This window comes from Streptomyces sp. NPDC098101, from assembly GCF_044760185.1.
GTDB lineage: Bacteria > Actinomycetota > Actinomycetes > Streptomycetales > Streptomycetaceae > Streptomyces.
Genome location: NZ_JBIWAS010000005.1, coordinates 432,031 through 450,565 on the forward strand (window position 1 = coordinate 432,031; position 18,535 = coordinate 450,565).

General features: G+C 74.0%; 12 protein-coding genes and 1 tRNA gene. All 13 read left to right on the top strand.

The window, feature by feature from the left end:
• Positions 1-112 precede the first annotated feature (112 nt).
• The 13 genes from ACIQVI_RS24885 to ACIQVI_RS24945 all read left to right on the top strand — a co-directional run bounded on the left by ACIQVI_RS24885 (position 113) and on the right by ACIQVI_RS24945 (position 18,516).
• A complete protein-coding gene (locus tag ACIQVI_RS24885; RefSeq protein WP_403599556.1) occupies positions 113-268 on the top strand; it encodes a hypothetical protein in 156 nt (51 codons plus the stop codon).
• Positions 269-547: 279 nt separating this feature from the next.
• Positions 548-745 (top strand): hypothetical protein, encoded by a 198-nt coding sequence (locus ACIQVI_RS24890; RefSeq protein WP_351972863.1) that lies wholly within the window; start codon positions 548-550, stop codon positions 743-745.
• 271 nt (positions 746-1,016) lie between these two features.
• Positions 1,017-3,848 carry a type I DNA topoisomerase gene (gene topA, locus ACIQVI_RS24895; RefSeq protein WP_351972864.1) on the top strand — a complete coding sequence of 944 codons (2,832 nt, stop codon included), beginning with the start codon at positions 1,017-1,019 and terminating at the stop codon, positions 3,846-3,848.
• A gap of 169 nt (positions 3,849-4,017) precedes the next feature.
• Positions 4,018-7,656: a dTMP kinase gene (tmk, locus tag ACIQVI_RS24900; RefSeq protein WP_403599559.1), complete on the top strand. Its 3,639-nt coding sequence runs from the start codon at positions 4,018-4,020 to the stop codon at positions 7,654-7,656.
• A 142-nt stretch (positions 7,657-7,798) separates the two neighbouring features.
• Positions 7,799-8,998: a DNA polymerase III subunit delta' gene (locus ACIQVI_RS24905; protein ID WP_351972407.1), complete on the top strand. Its 1,200-nt coding sequence runs from the start codon at positions 7,799-7,801 to the stop codon at positions 8,996-8,998.
• A gap of 115 nt (positions 8,999-9,113) precedes the next feature.
• Entirely contained in the window at positions 9,114-10,664 is a 1,551-nt protein-coding gene (locus ACIQVI_RS24910; protein ID WP_403599564.1) for an alpha/beta hydrolase, read from the top strand.
• Between the two features lie 85 nt (positions 10,665-10,749).
• Positions 10,750-10,823 (top strand) — tRNA-Thr (locus tag ACIQVI_RS24915).
• Positions 10,824-11,200: 377 nt separating this feature from the next.
• Positions 11,201-13,816, top strand: a complete 2,616-nt coding sequence (locus ACIQVI_RS24920; protein WP_403599567.1) for a BTAD domain-containing putative transcriptional regulator — start codon at positions 11,201-11,203, stop codon at positions 13,814-13,816.
• A gap of 356 nt (positions 13,817-14,172) precedes the next feature.
• On the top strand, positions 14,173-15,150 hold the full coding sequence (locus tag ACIQVI_RS24925; protein WP_403599570.1) for a LuxR C-terminal-related transcriptional regulator: 978 nt from the start codon (positions 14,173-14,175) through the stop codon (positions 15,148-15,150).
• The gene (locus ACIQVI_RS24930) at positions 15,147-15,860 is read left to right on the top strand and encodes a pyridoxamine 5'-phosphate oxidase family protein (protein ID WP_403599573.1); all 714 of its coding nucleotides are present in this window, start codon (positions 15,147-15,149) and stop codon (positions 15,858-15,860) included. Before ACIQVI_RS24925 ends, ACIQVI_RS24930 begins: the two co-directional genes overlap by 4 nt.
• Positions 15,861-15,998: 138 nt before the next feature.
• Positions 15,999-16,871: a diiron oxygenase gene (locus tag ACIQVI_RS24935; RefSeq protein ID WP_351972402.1), complete on the top strand. Its 873-nt coding sequence runs from the start codon at positions 15,999-16,001 to the stop codon at positions 16,869-16,871.
• Positions 16,868-17,773, top strand: coding sequence for a hypothetical protein (locus ACIQVI_RS24940; RefSeq protein WP_403599576.1), 906 nt, complete (start codon positions 16,868-16,870; stop codon positions 17,771-17,773). The genes ACIQVI_RS24935 and ACIQVI_RS24940 overlap by 4 nt, the downstream gene beginning before the upstream one ends.
• The gene (locus ACIQVI_RS24945; protein ID WP_403599579.1) at positions 17,770-18,516 is read left to right on the top strand and encodes a 4'-phosphopantetheinyl transferase superfamily protein; all 747 of its coding nucleotides are present in this window, start codon (positions 17,770-17,772) and stop codon (positions 18,514-18,516) included. Before ACIQVI_RS24940 ends, ACIQVI_RS24945 begins: the two co-directional genes overlap by 4 nt.
• The last annotated feature ends 19 nt before the right edge of the window (positions 18,517-18,535 follow it).

Here is an 18,535-nt window from a genome sequence, read left to right on the forward strand (position 1 = left end):
TCGGCCCGCGGCGCGACGTCTCCGACTTCCTGCTGCCTCGCCCCTTCGGCACGGTCCACGTCCACGAGGAGCCCCCCGCCCTGACCCGAGCGTTCCGAAATCTCGGACAGGCGTGTTCCGTTTCCTCGCCACCGACCGGCTCGTGCTCGTCGGCGGGGCGATCTCCCGCCGGGCACTGCGCAACCGGGCCACCCCGCCGGTGTTCGTCGGAACGCCGCTGGTCCGGCCCCTCTCCCAGGTTTTCCTCCTCGTCGGCCCGGGCAGGTAACCGGATGTCGCCGACGGCCGCTTCCACCCCGCCGGAAACGCTGCCCCCGCAGCTTCCGCCTCCTGCGCGTACGGCGGCACAGGACCCCGCTCCGGGCCGGACGAGCCCTCCCGTACGTCCTCACGTCCTCGGCGTGAGGCGGGTCACTACCGGCCATCTTCGTGAAACCGGCCGGACGGGCCCACGGCGTTCACCCGGAGTTCGCGCCCCCGCCTTCCGGGGCTGCGAGCCTCCCCTGCGGGAGACGAACACCGCACGGGGACGGAACGGGGTACGGGCATGGAGAGCGGGCCGGCGATCTTCGCGGGAGCGGCGTTCACGCTGTTCGGAGGCGCGCTGTTGCTGTGGACCGCCGTGCGCGCGCTGCACCGCGAGCCCGTCGCGTACGGAATCCCCCCGCGCGCCGCGGTCGCGCTGACGAGCCTCTCCGGGGCCGCCCTGCTCGCCCTCGGCGTCTGGTGCTTCGGGCGCCTCTGACCTCCTCCTCCGGTGCCGCCGCCGAGCCCGGCGCGCACGCCCCGCCCCGCCGGTCCGGGAGTCCGGGCGGCAGGAATGCCAGGACTCGGGTTACCGTTCGAGTGGCCGTTGCGGGCTTTCGCCGTTTGACACGGGGGCGGGTTGTACCGTCACACTCCGCAGCGACGGGAGCGTCACCGTCCGTGCCGCTGCCGTGCGTGCCGGCGCCGTACGTGCCCGGTAAGCGCGCCGTACGTGCCCAGAGAGTGCCGAACCGGAGAGAAGAGCGAAGTTGTCCCCGACCAGCGAGACCGCACACGGCGGCCGCCGACTCGTCATCGTCGAGTCGCCTGCCAAGGCGAAGACGATCAAGGGCTACCTCGGCCCCGGCTACGTCGTCGAGGCGAGCGTCGGGCACATCCGCGACCTCCCCAGCGGCGCCGCCGAGGTGCCCGAGAAGTACACCGGCGAGGTGCGCCGCCTCGGGGTCGACGTCGAGCACGACTTCCAGCCCGTCTACGTCGTCAACGCCGACAAGAAGGCGCAGGTCAGGAAGCTCAAGGAGCTGCTCGCCGAGTCCGACGAGCTCTACCTCGCCACCGATGAGGACCGCGAGGGCGAGGCCATCGCGTGGCACCTTCAGGAAGTCCTGAAGCCCAAGGTCCCGGTCCACCGGATGGTCTTCCACGAGATCACCAAGGACGCGATCCGCGAGGCCGTCGCCAACCCGCGCGAGCTCAACCAGCGCATGGTCGACGCCCAGGAGACCCGCCGCATCCTCGACCGCCTCTACGGCTACGAGGTCTCGCCGGTCCTGTGGAAGAAGGTCATGCCGAAGCTGTCGGCGGGCCGCGTCCAGTCCGTCGCCACCCGGCTCGTCGTCGAGCGCGAGCGCGAGCGCATCGCCTTCCGCTCCGCCGAGTACTGGGACCTCACCGGCACCTTCTCCACCGGCCGCAAGGGTGACGCCTCCGACCCGTCCTCGCTGGTCGCGCGGCTCGCGACGGTCGACGGCCGGCGCGTCGCGCAGGGCCGCGACTTCGGCTCCGACGGGCAGCTGAAGACCGCGAACGTCCTCCACCTGGACGAGCAGAACGCGCGGACGCTCGCCGCCGCGCTCGCCGACACCGCGTTCTCCGTGCGCTCGGTCGAGTCGAAGCCGTACCGCCGCTCCCCGTACGCCCCCTTCCGGACCACCACCCTCCAGCAGGAGGCGAGCCGCAAGCTGGGCTTCGGTGCGAAGGCGACCATGCAGGTGGCGCAGAAGCTGTACGAGAACGGCTTCATCACCTACATGCGTACGGACTCCACGATCCTGTCCGACACCGCCGTCTCGGCGGCCCGGGCGCAGGTCACGCACCTGTACGGCGCCGACTACTTGCCGGAGAAGCCCCGCGTCTACGCGGGCAAGGTCAAGAACGCGCAGGAGGCGCACGAGGCGATCCGGCCTTCGGGCGATCGTTTCCGCACCCCGGCGGAGACCGGTCTGACCGGCGACCAGTTCAAGCTGTACGAGCTGATCTGGAAGCGGACCGTCGCCTCCCAGATGAAGGACGCGACCGGCAACTCGGTCACCGTCAAGATCGGCGGCCGGGCCTCCGACGGCCGCGACGCCGAGTTCAGCGCGTCCGGCAAGACGATCACCTTCCACGGCTTCATGAAGGCGTACGTGGAGGGGGCCGACGACCCGAACGCCGAGCTCGACGACCGCGAGCGGCGCCTGCCGCAGGTCGCCGAGGGCGACGCGCTGTCCGCCGAGGAGATCACGGCGGACGGCCACGCGACCAAGCCGCCGGCCCGCTACACCGAGGCCTCGCTGGTCAAGGAGCTGGAAGAGCGCGAGATCGGCCGCCCGTCGACGTACGCCTCGATCATCGGCACCATCCTCGACCGCGGCTACGTCTTCAAGAAGGGCACGGCGCTCGTGCCGTCCTTCCTGAGCTTCGCCGTCGTCAACCTCCTGGAGAAGCACTTCGGGCGGCTCGTCGACTACGACTTCACCGCCCGCATGGAGGACGACCTCGACCGCATCGCGCGCGGCGAGGCCCAGTCCGTGCCGTGGCTGAAGCGCTTCTACTTCGGCGAGGGCGCGACCCCCGGGGCGGGCGGCGCCGCCGACGCCGGGAACGGCGACGGCGACCACCTCGGCGGCCTCAAGGAGCTGGTCACCGACCTCGGCGCCATCGACGCGCGGGAGATCTCCTCCTTCCCCGTCGGCAACGGCGTCGTGCTCCGCGTCGGCCGCTACGGCCCGTACGTCGAGCGCGGCGAGAAGGACGCCGAGGGCCACCAGCGCGCCGACGTCCCCGAGGACCTCGCGCCCGACGAGCTGACCGTCGAGCTCGCCGAGGAGCTGCTCGCCAAGCCGAGCGGCGACTTCGAGCTGGGCACCGACCCCGTCAGCGGCCACCAGATCGTCGCGAAGGACGGCCGCTACGGCCCGTACGTCACCGAGATCCTGCCCGAGGGCACCCCGAAGACCGGCAAGAACGCGGTCAAGCCGCGCACCGCCTCCCTCTTCAAGACCATGTCCCTCGACACGGTGACCCTGGACGACGCGCTCAAGCTGATGTCCCTGCCCCGGGTCGTCGGTACGGACGCCGAGGGCGTCGAGATCACCGCGCAGAACGGCCGCTACGGCCCGTACCTGAAGAAGGGCACGGACTCGCGGTCGCTCACCGACGAGCAGCAGCTCTTCACGATCACGCTCGACGAGGCCCTCGCGATCTACGCCCAGCCGAAGCAGCGGGGCCGGGCCGCGGCCAAGCCGCCGCTGAAGGAGCTGGGCACCGACCCGGTCAGCGAGAAGCCCGTGGTCGTCAAGGACGGCCGCTTCGGCCCGTACGTGACGGACGGCGAGACGAACGCGACGCTGCGGACCGGCGACAGCGTGGAGACGATCACGCCCGAGCGCGGCTACGAACTGCTCGCCGAGAAGCGGGCCAAGGGACCGGCGAAGAAGACCGCCAAGAAGGCCCCGGCGAAGAAGACCGCCGCGAAGAAGGCCACCGCCTCCACCGCCAAGAAGACGGCGGCGAAGAAGACGACCGCGAAGAAGACGACGACGGCGACGAAGACCGCGGCCGCGAAGAAGACGGCGTCGGCGGCGAAGAAGACGGAGTAGTCGTTCCGCGTCGCGACGACACCGCGACGACTGCCGAGGGGCGGAGACCACCGGTCTCCGCCCCTTCGCCTTCCCTCCTCCGGTCCTCCCGTCCGCCTCCTGTCACAGCCTCGTCCGGATGTTCGGGCGGAGGCCACGGGGAGGAAGGGCGTCCGGATAGGGTGGACGGATGACGCGAGCAGAGCAGCCAGACCGTCTCGGCGATTCCGACGCCGCACTCGTCGCGGATTCCCGGGAGCGCGCCGTACGCGCCCTCTTGCGCCACCAGCCGCTGCGCCGGCTGTGGAGCGCCCATCTGCTCGGCAGTACCGGCGACGCCCTCGCCCTCCTCGTCCTCGTCCTCCTCGGTTTCCAGGCGGCGGTGACGGAGGGGGCGCTCGGGGGCGGCTACCGGGGGGCCGCGTTCGCCGTGGCCGCCGTCGTCGGCGCGCGCCTGCTTGCCTCGGTCCTCTTCGGGGCCGTCCTCCTCGGACCGCTGATCTCGCTCACCGGGCCCGGCGGGAAGCTCGACCGGCGCTGGACCATGATCGGCTCCGACGGCGTGCGGATCGCGCTCCTCGTCGTCGCGCCGCTGTGGGTCGACTGGACCCCCGGCAGCGCCCTCTGGTACCTGCTCGGCACCGTCTTCGTCACCGGAGCGGCCGAACGGCTCTGGACGATCAGCCGCGAGGGCGCCGCGCCCGCGCTGCTGCCCGCCCCGCCCCTGGAGGGTTCCGCCGTACGGCCGCTGCCCGACCACCTCGGCGCGCTGCGCCGGCTGTCCCAGCGCACCGGCTTCCTCGCCGTCCCGGCCGCAGCCGTCGTCCTGCTCGCCGCCACCCTGGTCGGCGAACTGCTCGGCGTCGGACTCGACTGGTTCTCGCTGCACCAGGCCGCCCTCGGCTCGTACGTCGCCGCCGGGCTCTTCGCCGCCTCCGTCACCGTCCTGTACGCGATGGCGCTGCCCGGCGGGGAGACGCCCCGGCCCCGCTCGCCCCTGGAGGGCCTGCGCCGGCCGTCCGCGAAGAAGACCGACGCGAAGACGACCGGGGCGAAGACGACCGACGCGGGCAAGGACGGTGCCGCGGGCAAGGACGGCGCCGCGGAGAAGGGGGGCGCCCCGGAGAAGGGCGGCAAGGACGGCCGCACCGGCATCCTGTCCCTCCTCGTCCTCGCCTGCGCCACCGTCGCCGGGGCGATCGCCGCGGCCGCGTCCGTCGCCGTGCTCCACGCGGCCGACCTGGGCGGCGGCCCCGTCACGTACGCCCTCCTGATCCTGGCCCTCAGCGGCGCCACCGCCGCCGGCATCCGCACCGCGGGCTCCGTGCTGCCCGTCCTGTCCCGGCGCCGGCTGCTCGCCCTCGCGATCACCGTCACCGGGGTCGCCCTGATCGCCGCGGGCCTGGTCCCGGACACGGCGACCGTCCTGTTCCTCGCCGTCCTCGCCGGGTACGCGGCCGGGGTCGCCGCGAACACCGGCCACGTCCTCGTCGACCAGGAGACCGAGGAGCCCCGCCGGGCCCGGACCACCGAGCACCTCCAGGCCGCCGCCCGCTTCGCGATGGGCATCGGCGCGCTCGCCGCCCCGCTGCTCGCCGCCGCGATCGGGCCGCACCGGCTCGCCTCCGGCAGCTCCGTCCTGGAGCACGGCGGCGCCGCCTTCACGCTCGCCCTCACCGGCGCCCTGCTGCTCCCGGTCGCCGCGCTCGTCCTCGCGAAGACCGACGACCGGGCGGGCGTCCCGCTCCGGCGCGACCTGCGCGACGCGCTGCGCGGCTCCGACCCGGCCCAGGCGCCGTCCCCGACCGGCTTCTTCATCGCCCTGGAGGGCGGCGACGGCGCCGGGAAGTCCACCCAGGTGCAGGCGCTCGCCGACTGGATCCGCGCCAAGGGCCACGAGGTCGTCGTCACCCGCGAGCCCGGCGCCACCCCGATCGGCAAGCGGCTCCGCTCGATCCTCCTCGACGTGTCGTCGGCGGGGCTCTCGAACCGGGCCGAGGCCCTGCTGTACGCGGCCGACCGCGCCGAGCACGTCGACTCCCTGGTCCGGCCGGCCCTGGAGCGGGGCGCGATCGTCCTCTCCGACCGGTACATCGACTCGTCCGTCGCCTACCAGGGCGCGGGCCGCGACCTGTCCCCGACCGAGATCGCCCGCATCTCCCGCTGGGCGACCGACGGCCTGGTCCCGCACCTGACCGTCGTCCTCGACGTCTCCCCGGAGACCGCGCGGGAACGGTTCACCGAGGCGCCCGACCGGCTGGAGTCCGAGCCGCCGGAGTTCCACGCGCGCGTACGGGCCGGTTTCCTGGCCCTCGCGGCCGCCGACCCCAGCCGCTACCTCGTCGTCGACGCCGGCCAGGAGCCCGAGGCCGTCACCACCGTCGTCCGCCACCGGCTCGACCGGATGCTGCCGCTCTCCGAGGCCGAGGTGAAGGCCGCCGAGGAGGCCCGCCGCAAGGCCGAGGAGGAGGCGCGGCGCAGGGCCGAGGAGGAGGCCGCGCGCAAGGCCGAGGAGGAGCGCCTGGAGCGCGAGCGCCAGGCACAGCTCGCCAAGCTGCGCGCCGAGGAGGAGGAGCGCAAGCGGCGCGAGGAGGAAGAGGCGCGCCGCCTGGAGGCCGAGCGGCAGGCCGAGGAGGCCCGGCGGAAGGCCGAGGAGGAGCGGATCGCCGCCGAGCGCGCCGCCGAGGAGGAGCGCAAGCGCCTCGCGGCCGAGGAGAAGGCCCGCAAGGAAGAGGAGGAGCGGCTCCGCAGGGAGGCCGAGGAGGAGGCCCGGCTGCGGGCCGAGGCCGAGGCGCGCCGCCTGGAGAAGCAGCGCAAGGCCGAAGAGGCCCTGCTCCGCGCCGAGGAGGCGCGCCGGGCCGCCGAGGCCGCCGCCGCCGCGAAGGCGGCGGAGGAGGCCGCGGCGAAGGCTGCCGCGGAGAGGCTCGCGGCCGAGGCCGCCGCGAAGGCCGCGGCCGAGCGCGCCGCCGCCGAACGCGCGGCGGCGGAGCAGGCGGCCGCCCAGCGGGCCGCCGAGGCGAAGGAGGCCCGGGAGCGGGCCGCCCGCGAGCAGGAGGCCCGGGAGAAGGCCGCGGCGGAGCAGGCGGCGGCCGAGGCCGCGGCCGCCGCCGAGCGGGAGGCCCGCGCGAAGGCCGCCGAGGCAGCGCGCCGGGCGGAGCGGAAGAAGGCCGAGGCCGCCGCGCGTGCCGCCGCCGAGCGGGCCGCCCGCGCCGCCGAGGTGTCGGCGAACGAGGTCACGGTGGCCACGCCGATCGTGAAGCCGGACGACGTCACCGTGCCGACTCCCGTGGTGAAGCCGGGTGCCGGGCGCTCCCCGGAGCAGGACGCCCCGACCGGCTCGACCGATGCGGCCGACTCGACCGCCCCGACCGTCTCGCCCGAAGAGGTCACCGTGGCCACGCCGATCGTGCGTCCGGAGGCGGAGGCCCGGCCGGAGCCGGAGACCGCCGTCCTGCCGCAGGTCCGCGAGGAGCGGGGCATCGACGAGACGGCGGTCCTGCCCCGGATCCGCGAGGAGCGCGGCGCCGACGAGACCGCCGTGCTGCCCCCCGTACGGGATCCCCGGAAGCCCCGGGCGTCCGGGCCCGGCGCCGACCGGCTGCCGAAGGACTTCTTCCGCGACGAGCGGGCGGCCGGTTCCGGCGGCGCGCGTGCGGAGGAGCCGCACGGGGCGAACGACCGGACCAGGGAGCTGCCCCAGCTCGACGAGAACGGACGGCCGCGCCGCCGCTCCGACTGGGCCGAGGAGACCCCGCTCGACGACCTGCCGACGCTGGCGGACGAGCTGTTCGGCCCGCACGAGGACGAGGAGCCCCGGCGCCGCCGCTGACGCCTCCCGCGCCCTCCCGCGCCCTTCCGCACGGCCGGACGCCTTCGGGCTCCGGCCGTGCGGCCGTTCCCCGCCTTTCCGGTGGACGGGGACTGTCCGAGGGCTGCCCCACAATGGAGGGCGTACCTGAGGAGGGGCAGACATGGCCGTATGGGACGACCTGGTCGGACAGACCCGAGTCGAGGAGCAGCTCGCTGCCGCCGCGCGCGACGCCGACGCGTTCGTGACCGCCCACGAGACCGGCGGACCCGTTCCCGAGGCCTCGAAGATGACCCACGCCTGGCTCTTCACCGGCCCGCCGGGCGCCGGGCGGGTCGACGCCGCGCGGGCCTTCGCGGCGGCCCTCCAGTGCGTCAGCCCCGACCGGGCCCTCGGCGGGACGCCGGGCTGCGGCTTCTGCACCGGCTGCCACACGACGATGATCGGCACCCACGCCGACCTCACGACGGTCTCCGCCGTCGGTACGCAGATCCTCGTCGGCGACATGCGCGACACCGTCCGCAAGTCCTTCACCGCGCCGGCCAACGGCCGCTGGCAGGTCATCCTGGTCACCGACGCCGAGCGGCTCAACGAGCGGTCGGGCAACGCGGTCCTGAAGGCCGTGGAGGAGCCCGCCCCCCGCACCGTCTGGCTGCTCTGCGCCCCCTCCCTGGACGACGTGCTGCCCACGATCCGCTCCCGCTGCCGCCACCTGAACCTGCGGACCCCCTCGGTGGAGGCCGTGGCCGACGTACTGGTGCGGCGCGACGGCATCGAGCCCGGGGCCGCCCTGGCCGCCGCCCGCGCGGGCCAGGGGCACGTCGGCCGGGCCCGCCGGCTCGCCACGGACGAGCGGGCCCGCGCGCGCCGCGCCGTCGTCCTCAAGCTGCCGGTGCGGGTCGCGGACATCGGCGGCTGCTTCAAGGCCGCCCAGGAGCTGGTCGACGCGGCCGCGGAGGACGCGAAGCAGGTCGCGGAGGAGGTCGACACCAAGGAGACCGAGGAGCTGAAGGCGGCGCTCGGGGCCGCACAGGGCGGACGGATGCCGCGCGGCACGGCCGGGCTGATGAAGGAGCTGGAGGACAAGCAGAAGCGGCGCGGGCGCCGGACCCAGCTCGACAGCCTGGGCCTCGCCCTCACCGACCTCACCGGCTTCTACCGGGACGTCCTCGCCCTCCAGCTCCGCTCCCGCACCCCCCTGACGAACGAGGACGTACGGGACGCGCTGGAGGCCGTCGCCCGCGCCTCCACCCCGGAGCTGACCCTCCGCCGCATCGAGGCCGTCCTCGCCTGCCGCGAGGCCCTCGACCGGAACGTGGCACCGCTGCTCGCGGTGGAGGCGATGACGATGGCGCTGCGGTAGGGCGGGGCGTCCGGATCGGGCACGTCCATCCAGTGGGTCCGGATCCCGCGCGGCGTTCCGTAGGCGACTCGTCACGATTGGACACGGTCCGTACCGGGCCGGATACGCTCCGGGGATGGACTCCAGGCGCTTGCTCCGTACGTCCGCCGCGGCCCTCGCCTCGGCCGGGCTCATCCTCTCCGGCTGCTCGGGCGGGAGCAGCGGCGCCGCCGCGCCCCGCACGACGACCCAGGGGCAGCAGGCGCCCTCCGCCGCGCCCGAGGCGCTGAAGAAGTTCTACGCCCAGAAGGTGACGTGGCGGGACTGCGGAACGAGCGGCTTCCAGTGCGCGACCCTGAAGGCGCCGCTCGACTACGCGAAGCCGGATGGAGAGGAGATCGAGCTCGCGGTCTCCCGGGTACGGGCCACGGGCCCGGGGAAGCGGCTCGGTTCGCTCCTGGTCAACCCGGGCGGGCCCGGCGGCTCCGCCGTCGGCTACCTCCAGGGGTACGCGGGCGTCGGCTACCCGGCTCCCGTCCGCGCCCGCTACGACATGGTGGCCGTCGACCCGCGCGGGGTCGCCCGCAGCGAGCCGGTCGAGTGCCTGACGGGCCCGCAGATGGACGCGTACACCCAGGTCGACCAGACCCCCGACGACGCCGCCGAGACCGAGGCGCTGGGCGCCGCCTTCAAGGACTTCGCGGCGGGCTGCGCGAAGCGCTCGGGGAAGGTCCTGCCGCACGTCTCCACCGTCGAGACGGCCCGGGACATGGACGTGCTGCGGGCGGTCCTCGGCGACGAGCGGCTGAACTACGTGGGGGCGTCGTACGGCACGTTCCTCGGCGCCACCTACGCCGAGCTGTTCCCCGACCGGGTCGGGCGGCTGGTCCTCGACGGGGCGATGGACCCCTCGCTCCCCGCGATCGACCTCAACCGCGACCAGACCGCCGGCTTCGAGACCGCCTTCCGCGCCTTCGCCGCCGACTGCGTCGCCAAGGCGGACTGCCCGCTGGGCACCGGGTCGGTCCCGGCGGCCGGCGAGGCGCTGAAGAAGTTCTTCCGGGACGTGGACGCGAAGCCGCTGCCCACGGGGGAGAGCCGGCAGCTCGGCGAGTCCCTCGCCACCACGGGCGTGATCGCGGCGATGTACGACGAGGGCGCCTGGCCCCAGCTCCGCGAGGCCCTCACCCAGGCGAAGGGCGGCCGGGGGGCGGGCCTCCTGGCCCTCGCGGACAGCTACTACGAGCGCGAGCCGGACGGCGAGTACGCCAACCTGATGGCCGCCAACGCCGCCGTGAACTGCCTCGACCTGCCGGCCGCCTACCGGGACCCGGCCGACGCGGCGAAGGCCGTCCCGTCCTTCGAGAAGGCCTCCCCGGTCTTCGGCGCGGGACTCGCCTGGGCGGCCCTCAACTGCACCTACTGGCCGTCCCCGGCCACCGGCCGCCCCCACCGCATCACCGCCGAGGGCGCCGCCCCGATCCTGGTCGTCGGCACCACCCGCGACCCGGCCACCCCGTACAAGTGGGCCGAGTCCCTCGCCGCCCAGCTCTCCTCCGGCACCCTCCTGACCTACGAGGGCGACGGCCACACCGCGTACGGCCGGGGCAGCGACTGCGTCGACACGGCGATCAACACCTACCTCCTCGAAGGCACCCCTCCGCCGACCGGAAAGCGCTGCTCGTAGGCCCTCTCCGGGCGTGGTCGGACCACCCCCGGAAACTGTGTAGACTTGGCGACGCCGCTGCGCCCACCATGGGACCGCACGGCTTGCCGCCTTAGCTCAGTTGGCCAGAGCAACGCACTCGTAATGCGTAGGTCTCGGGTTCGAATCCCGAAGGCGGCTCAGTCGAAAGCCGGGTCAGATGGATTCTGACCCGGCTTTTTCGTTGCCCGGAACGGGGTCTGTTTTCCGGGTGGCTTGGGTCTCGCCCCCGGGACGTCGTGGAGGAGGGGCGCGTGGGCCCCGCGCGGGTGTATGGCGGACGTACCCTTGCCCGGTGCATTGGTCTAGTCCAAACTGATCATTGACGAAGCCTCTGCAGAGTCGGCCGTGCACGGCCCGCCAGGCCGCCGCCGGTCATGATCGACAGGACGCGGTCATCGGATGAGGGGGATGCCATGTCGGAGCGGGCGCCGGCCACGGGGGACTTCGGGGGCGGGCCGGAGGGTGAGGCGGGGGCGTTCGGTCCGCGGCTCCGGGCGTTCCGCAGGCGGGCCGGGATGAGTCAGGAGACGGCCGCCGCGCGGGCCGGGATCAGTACCAGGGCGTTGCGCGACATCGAGCGCGGGCGGGTGCTGCGGCCCCAGGCGCGGACCCTCCAGCGGCTCGCCGGGGCGCTGGGGCTCAGCAGCGGCGAGCTGGGGGAACTGCTGGCCGCCGGCCGCGCCGGGGCGCCGCGCGGCGCCGGCAGGCCGCGGCTCCTCATCCTCGGCCCGCTCTCCCTGCGGCGCGGCCGGACCCCCGTCCCCGTCACCAGCCCGATGCTGCGCCGCCTGCTCGGGCTCCTCGCGCTCAAGCACCCCGAGCCCGCCACCCAGCAGGAGATCACCGACACCCTCTGGCCGTCCGGGCCGCCCAGCTCCCACCAGAGCCTCGTGCACACCTACGTCAGCCAGGTGCGGCGGCTCCTGGAGCAGGACGGGCCGCGGACCGGGCCGCCGCCCACCGTCGTGCGCACCCCCACCGGCTACCTCCTGGAAGCGGCCCGGAGCCAGATCGACCTCGGCCACTTCGACGAACTCCTCGACCAGGCGGAGCGGCTGCTCCGGGTGCCCGATCCGGCGGCCGCGTACGAGGCGCTGACCCAGGCCCTGCGGTGGTGGCGGGGCCCGGTGCTCGCCGACGCCGACCCGGTCCTGCGCCGGCACCCGGCCGCGGTGGTGGCCGACGAGCGGCGGGTCAAGGCGGTGCTGCTGCACGCCGACACGGCGCTGCTGCTGCACCGGCCCGGGGAGGCCGTCCCGGCGCTGTGGGACATGGTGAACGCCGAGCCCCTGCACGAGGGCCTGCACGCCCGGCTGATCCTCGCCCTCGCCAGCTCCGGCGAACAGGCCGCCGCCCTCAACGTCTTCAACCGGCTGCGCGACCGCCTCGACGAGGAACTCGGCATCGCGCCCAGCGCCGAGGTCCGCGACGCCCACCTGCGGGTCCTGCGCCAACAGCTTCCCCCCGCGCGCCGCCCCGACCGCCCCGCGCCGCCCGAACGCGCCGCGCCCACCGGGCCGTTCCCCGCCCAACTGCCCGCCATGGCGGGCCCCTACGTCGGGCGGCGGCGGCAGATGCGGGAGCTGGACGCCCTCGTCTCGCCCGACCCGGCGGACCGCGCCCACGTGGTGGCGGTGGTCGGCGCGCCCGGGGTCGGCAAGACCGCCCTCGCCAAGCACTGGGCGCACGCCCGGCGCGAACGCTTCGCGGACGGACAGCTCTTCGTCGACCTGCGCGGCCACTCCCCGCTCCCCACCCTGCGCCCCGCCGACGTCCTGGCGCAGTTCCTCCGGGCCCTGGGCGCCCCGCCCGGCCGGCTGCCCGCCGACGAGGACGAGGCCGCCGCCCTGTACCGCACGCTGCTCGCCGACCGCCAGATGCTGATCGTCCTCGACAACGTGCGCGACGCCGAGCAGGTCAGACCGCTCATCCCCGGCGCCCGGGGCTGCGCCGTGGTGATCACCAGCCGCAGCCGGCTCGCGGGCCTCGTCGCCAGCGACGGCGCCCGCCAGCTCGTCCTGGACGTCCTCGACCCCGAGGAGGGCCGCGGCCTGCTCGCCGCCACCGTCGGCGAGAGCCGGGTCGCGGCCGAGGAGGAGGCGGCCCGCAGGCTCGTGCGGGTGTGCGGCGGCCTGCCCCTCGCCATCCGGATCGCCGGGGCGAACCTGCTCGCCCGCGACACCCGCATCGCCGACCACTGCGCCGCGTTACCCGGCGACGACATGCTCAGCCGGCTGCGCGTCGAGGGCGACCGGCGCTCGACGGTGCGGGCCGCCTTCGACCTCTCGTACCGCGCGCTCCCGGCCGAGGGGCGGCGGATGTTCCGGCTGCTCGGCCTGATGCCGGGGCCCGACCTCACCGTGGCCGGGGCCGCCGCCCTCGCGGACGCGACCCCGGCCGGATCGGCCGGCCTCCTCGCCGTTCTGACCGACGCCCACCTGGTACGGGAACGGGCCCCCGGCCGGTTCGGACTCCACGACCTGCTGCGCTCCTACGCCCGCGAACTGGCCGGCCGGGAGGAGGCGCACGCCGCCCGGCAGCGGCTCTTCGACTGGTACCTCCACCGTGCCGACGCGGCGGCCCGGCTGCTCTACCCGGCGCAGACCTTCCCGGACCCGGCCGCCGGGACGGCGCCCCCGGCCCCACCGGTCTTCCCGGACCGCTCCGAGGCCGCCCGGTGGCTGGACGACGAGCGGGAGAACCTGGCCGGAGCCGTCCTCCAGGCGTCCGGGTCCGGCTTCACCACCGTCGCCTGGCGCCTCGCCGAGAGCCTGCACCCCTACCTCGCGACGGGGATGTACACGGGCGACTGCCTCAAGGTCGCGACCGCCAGCCTGTTCGCCGCCGTCGCCGACGGCGAGCTGCGGGCCCAGGCCGCCGCCCAGCTGCGGCGCGCCGAATGCCACCGGGCGCTGGGGAATGAGGCGCAGGCTCGGGAGCTGTTCGCCAGCGCCCTCGAACTCGCGCGGCAGGCCGACTGGACCGAGGGGCAGGTCCTCGCCCTGCGCCGCACCGGCGCCGCTCCCCCCGCCTGCGGCCCCCTCTCCCCGGCCCGTGAACTCACCGGTTGCGGCCACGGGACGGGGGCCGCAACCGCCGCCGACACCCCCGGGCGCGGTCTGCCCCGCTGAGCGGTCCGCAAGGTCTCTTTTCAGTCAACTACTCCTTTGTTACGGGAAGTTGAACCGGAGGAAGGACAAGTACTCCGGCAGTTGCCAGAGTTCTGCCGGTTGCCAGGGGCATACCGCCGACGGCCGCCGGAACCACAGGTCGACACCGGTGCGCGCGGCCGGGAGCGCCCTTCCGGAAGCCGCCGGTCCTCTGGTCCGGCTGTAGGAGCCCGCCCAGCCCGGAGCCATACGGTGGCCGCACCGCACAGCCGTTCCCACACCGTTCCCCCTGCCGACCACATCCGCGCGATCAGAACGAGGTGACGATGGAAACCGCGACACAGCCCCCCCGTCAGGAAGGCCGGAGGGCGGCCCAGGTGGACGAGTTCGTGGTCACGTTCTACGAGTGCGTCCTCGGGCGCGCCGACTTCGCCCCGGCCGGGATCGCCGAGGAGCTGGGCGTCCCGCACCGGCGGGCCGAGCAGGCGGTCGCGGTGCTGCGCGAACTGCGCCTGGTCAAGCCGGCCGGAGGCGGCACGGGCCGGCTCGTCGCGGTCAGCCCGGAGGCCGCCCAGATGGAACTCCTCGTCCCCCTGGAGCGGGAGATCCTCGACGGACGCCGCCGCCTCGCCGGGTTCAAGGGGCAGCTCAGCTCCTTCGTCGCCGCCTTCGAGAAGCAGTCCAGGGCCCGCGCCGAGGCCGTGGTGATCACCGACGACCGGGAGGAGATCGAGCTCCGCCTCCTGGAAGCCGCGCAGGCCTGCACCACCGAGGTCCTGGTGATGCAGCCCTGCGTCGCCCGCGAGACCCCCGAGCTGCGCCTCGCCCGCCCCCTGGTCCTCGACGTGCTGCGGCGCGGCGCGCAGGGCCGGATCCTCTACCCCCACACCGCCCGCGGCGACTCCGACACCCGCGCGCACCTCGGCGAGGTCCTGCCCGCGGGCGGCCGGGTGCGCACCACCAAGGAGGTCCGCGACCGCTTCCTGGTCTTCGACCGGAAGACGGCCTTCATCCCGGCCGGCGAGGGCGACGCCATCGCCGTCGTCTACGACGGCGCGGTCGCGGCCTTCCTGGCCGGACAGCACGCCCGCGTCTGGGAGTCCGCGTTCGACTTCGACTCCGGGGCGGCCGGTTACGCCGGGACGATGGGGGACCTGAAGGCGACCCTCCTCGACCTGCTCGCCTCCGGCGCCAAGGACGAGGCCATCGCGCGCCGGGTGGGCATGTCCGAACGGACCCTGCGCCGCCACGTGGCCGCGATCATGCAGGAGCTGTCGGCCGGCAGCCGCTTCCAGGCCGGCGTCCTCGCCGCCCGGGCCGGCCTGGTCGACCTGGCCCTGGGGAGCGCCGCGTGAGCCGCTACGACCACATCGCGTACACCCCGTCGGTGCGCAGGGCCCAGGAGGAGATGGGCAGCGCCACGGCGGCCGGCCGCCGCCTGCGGGAGCCGGACGGCGGGCCCGACCCGCTCACCGGCGACGCCGCCGACTTCATCCGGGGCCTGGACGGCTTCCTGTTCTCCAGCGTGAGCGAGAGCGGCTGGCCGTACATCCAGTTCCGGGGCGGCCCGCCGGGGTTCGTCCACGTCCTGGACCCGTACACCCTCGGCTACCTGGACGTCCGGGGCAACCGGCAGTACATCACCACCGGCAACGTGCGGGGCGACGACCGGGTCGCGCTCTTCTTCATCGACCACGCCCGCCGGACCCGCCTCAAGCTGTTCGGCCGGGCCACCGTCGTACCGGTGGAGAAGGACCCCGCGCTCGCCGAGCGCCTGGACTCGACCCGTACCGAGGGGACGGTCGAGCAGCTCGTCACGATCCGGGTCGAGGGCTACGCCTGGAACTGCCCCAACCACATCACCCCCCGCTTCAGCCAGGACGAGCTCTCCGACGCCCTGGCGCCGGTCCGCGCGCGCATGGCGCGCCTGGAGGAGGAGAACGCCGCCCTGCGCGCGGAACTCGACGCGCGACGGGGGGACGGCGCTTTCCCGCCCCCTGACGGCGCTTCCCCGCCTCCTGACGGCGCTTCCCCGCTCTCCGGCGGTGCCTCTCCCGCCCCCTGACGGCGGTTTTCGGGGCTTCGTCCGCCGGGCTCCCACTGACCGAATTCGGCAGCCGGTTCCGGGCATTGATGGACCCCCTCCCCGGGGCCCAGTCTGGAATCGGCGAAGAGCCCTCGAAGCGAACGGAGACATCGCGCGATGGTCAGCGACGTGATCGACCGGAACGATCGGTTCCGGGGAATTCTGGACCGGCTCGCCACCAAGTCGATCGACGACTACTACAACCCGTACCGGCTGTTCGAGTGGCCGGACCGGCTCCCCGAGGACATGTGGTGGATGAGCCCCGAACTCACCACCACATACGGCACGGAATGGGCCGAGAAGCTCACTCCGCAGCAGCTCCACGCGCTTTCCAAGCACGAGAGCATCAATTTCTACAGCCTCAATGTGCACGGCATCCGGGAACTCCTCATCGAGGTGGTCAACCGGATCCACACCGCCGGTTTCGAAACGCCGTCGGAGTTCTTCCACCACTTCATCGGTGAGGAGAACGAGCACATGTGGTTCTTCGCCGAATTCTGCCTCCGCTACGGCGGGAAGATCTACCGGCAGCCGGCCGGCGGGGCGGAGGCGGCCGTCCCCTCGGACAAGATCCAGAGCCTGCTGGTCTTCGCCCGCATCCTGATCTTCGAGGAGCTGGTCGACCACTTCAACTCGGCGATGGCCGAGGACGAGCGGCTGCACGAGACGATCCGGGGCATCAACCGGATCCACCACCAGGACGAGTCCCGGCACATCGCCTTCGGCCGCGAACTGGTCAACCTGCTCTACCTCGACCTCAAGCAGACCGCCACCGAGCAGGAGCTGGACGAGGTCTCCACCTATCTGCGCCGCTACATGAGGCACAGCTTCGAATCGCTCTACCACCCCCAGGTCTACCGCGACGCCGGCCTGGAGCGCCCGCACGAGCTGCGCCGCTCCCTCCTGGAGTCCCCGGCCCGCGCCGAGGCCGAGCTGCGCACCTTCCGCAAGACCGCCAAGTACCTGGAGAAGACGGGGATCGTCCGATGAACCGGCTGACCGGGAGCGACGGCGTGCCCGCCCTCGCCATCCTCGGGCCCGGGGCCACCCGGCTCGTCAGGGAGCTCGACGGGGTCTTCACCGGCTGGGGGCTCGCGGACGGCGCCGAGGAGATCAGCGCCCCGCCGCTCTTCCCGGTGACCGACCTGGAGAAGTTCGACGTCTACACCAACTTCCCCCACCTCGCCTGGGTGGCCGGCTCGCTCGACCTGACCGACGACCGGTTCAAGCCGGTGGAGGGGAAGTTCGGGCCCGGCGCGGTCACCGAGGCGCGGTACGGCCTCCCGCACGCCACCTGCTACGGCGCGTACCTCTTCCACGAGGGCGGGGAGGTCGCCGACGACACCCTGGTGACCCTGGTCAACCGCTGCTTCCGCAACGAGGACCACTACGGCGGGCTGCGCCGCCTCGCCAGCTTCCAGATGCGCGAGGTCGTCGCGCTCGGCGGCTTCGACCACACCCAGCGGGTCCTCGCCCGCTTCACCGGACGCATCCAGGCCTTCGCCGCCGCGCTCGGGATCGAGCTGGGCCGGGAGGCGGCGGGCGACCCGTTCTTCCGGAACGACGGCGGCCGCGCGCTGATGCAGAAGCTCAGCCCGGTCAAGTACGAGTTCCAGTACGGCGACCTGGCGATCGCCTCGGTCAACACCCACCGCAACTTCTTCGGCGAGCGGTGCGGGATCCGCCTGGAGTCCGGCGAGCACGCCTACACCTCCTGCGTGGCCTTCGGCCTGGAGCGCTGGCTCGCCGTCCTGACCGAACACTTCGAGGAGGACCTCGACGCGGCGCTCGACGCGGTGCGGACCGCCGCCGCGGGGCTCACCACGACCGGTGCCGCCGTGGGTGCCTCCGTGGGTGCCTCCGTGGGTGGTGCCGCCGCCGAAGCGCCGTGACCCGGCCCCTGATCGGCGTCGACCTCGTCCCGCTCTCCCGGGTACGCGACCTCCTGGGAGCCGGAACCGGCTCCGACCCCGCTTCGGGATCAGGCTCCGACCGCGACCGCGACCCCGGCTCCGACCCCGACTCCGGTCCCGGCTCCGACCCCGGTCCCGTCCTCCGGCGGTTCCTCTCCGTCGAGGAGCTGGCCGTCTCCCGGACGCCGGACGGCGCGCCCGACCCGTCGGGGATCGCCGGGCGGCTCGCCGCCAAGGAGGCCGTCTTCAAGCTGCTCGGCTCGGTCGGGAAGCCCGTCCCCTGGCAGGGCATCGAGGTCCTGCGCGGCCCCGGCGGCCGGCCCGGGGTCCGGCTCTCCGGCCGGGCGGCCGAGCTGGCCCGTACCGCCGGGGTCGGCCCGATCGACGTGAGCATCAGCCACGACGCCGGCTTCGCGATCGCCGTCGCGGCCGCCACCACCCCGTACGACCGCCCCTCCCGCTGGATCAGTGACTCTGAAGGGAATGCCATGAGTTCCGCAGGTATCGACAAGGTCCGGGACTGGATCCTCGGCCGTCACCCCGAGCGCACCGAGCTCGCCTCCGACGTCGACCTCATCGAGAGCCGCCTCGTCGACTCGCTCGCCTTCGTCGAGCTCGTCTACACCATCGAGGACGCCGCGGGCGTCGAGATCGACTTCGACAACATCGACATCGAGGACTTCCAGACCCTCGCCACCATCGAGAAGGCGTTCTTCGCCTGATCCCGAGGAGGGGTCTTCA

Coding starts and splice junctions, on each gene's coding strand:
- ACIQVI_RS24890 (WP_351972863.1), top strand. CDS start 548: ATGGAGAGCGGGCCGGCGATCTTCGCGGGAGCGGCGTTCACGCTGTTC.
- tmk (WP_403599559.1), top strand. CDS start 4,018: ATGACGCGAGCAGAGCAGCCAGACCGTCTCGGCGATTCCGACGCCGCA.
- ACIQVI_RS24905 (WP_351972407.1), top strand. CDS start 7,799: ATGGCCGTATGGGACGACCTGGTCGGACAGACCCGAGTCGAGGAGCAG.
- ACIQVI_RS24910 (WP_403599564.1), top strand. CDS start 9,114: ATGGACTCCAGGCGCTTGCTCCGTACGTCCGCCGCGGCCCTCGCCTCG.
- ACIQVI_RS24920 (WP_403599567.1), top strand. CDS start 11,201: ATGAGTCAGGAGACGGCCGCCGCGCGGGCCGGGATCAGTACCAGGGCG.
- ACIQVI_RS24935 (WP_351972402.1), top strand. CDS start 15,999: ATGGTCAGCGACGTGATCGACCGGAACGATCGGTTCCGGGGAATTCTG.
- ACIQVI_RS24940 (WP_403599576.1), top strand. CDS start 16,868: ATGAACCGGCTGACCGGGAGCGACGGCGTGCCCGCCCTCGCCATCCTC.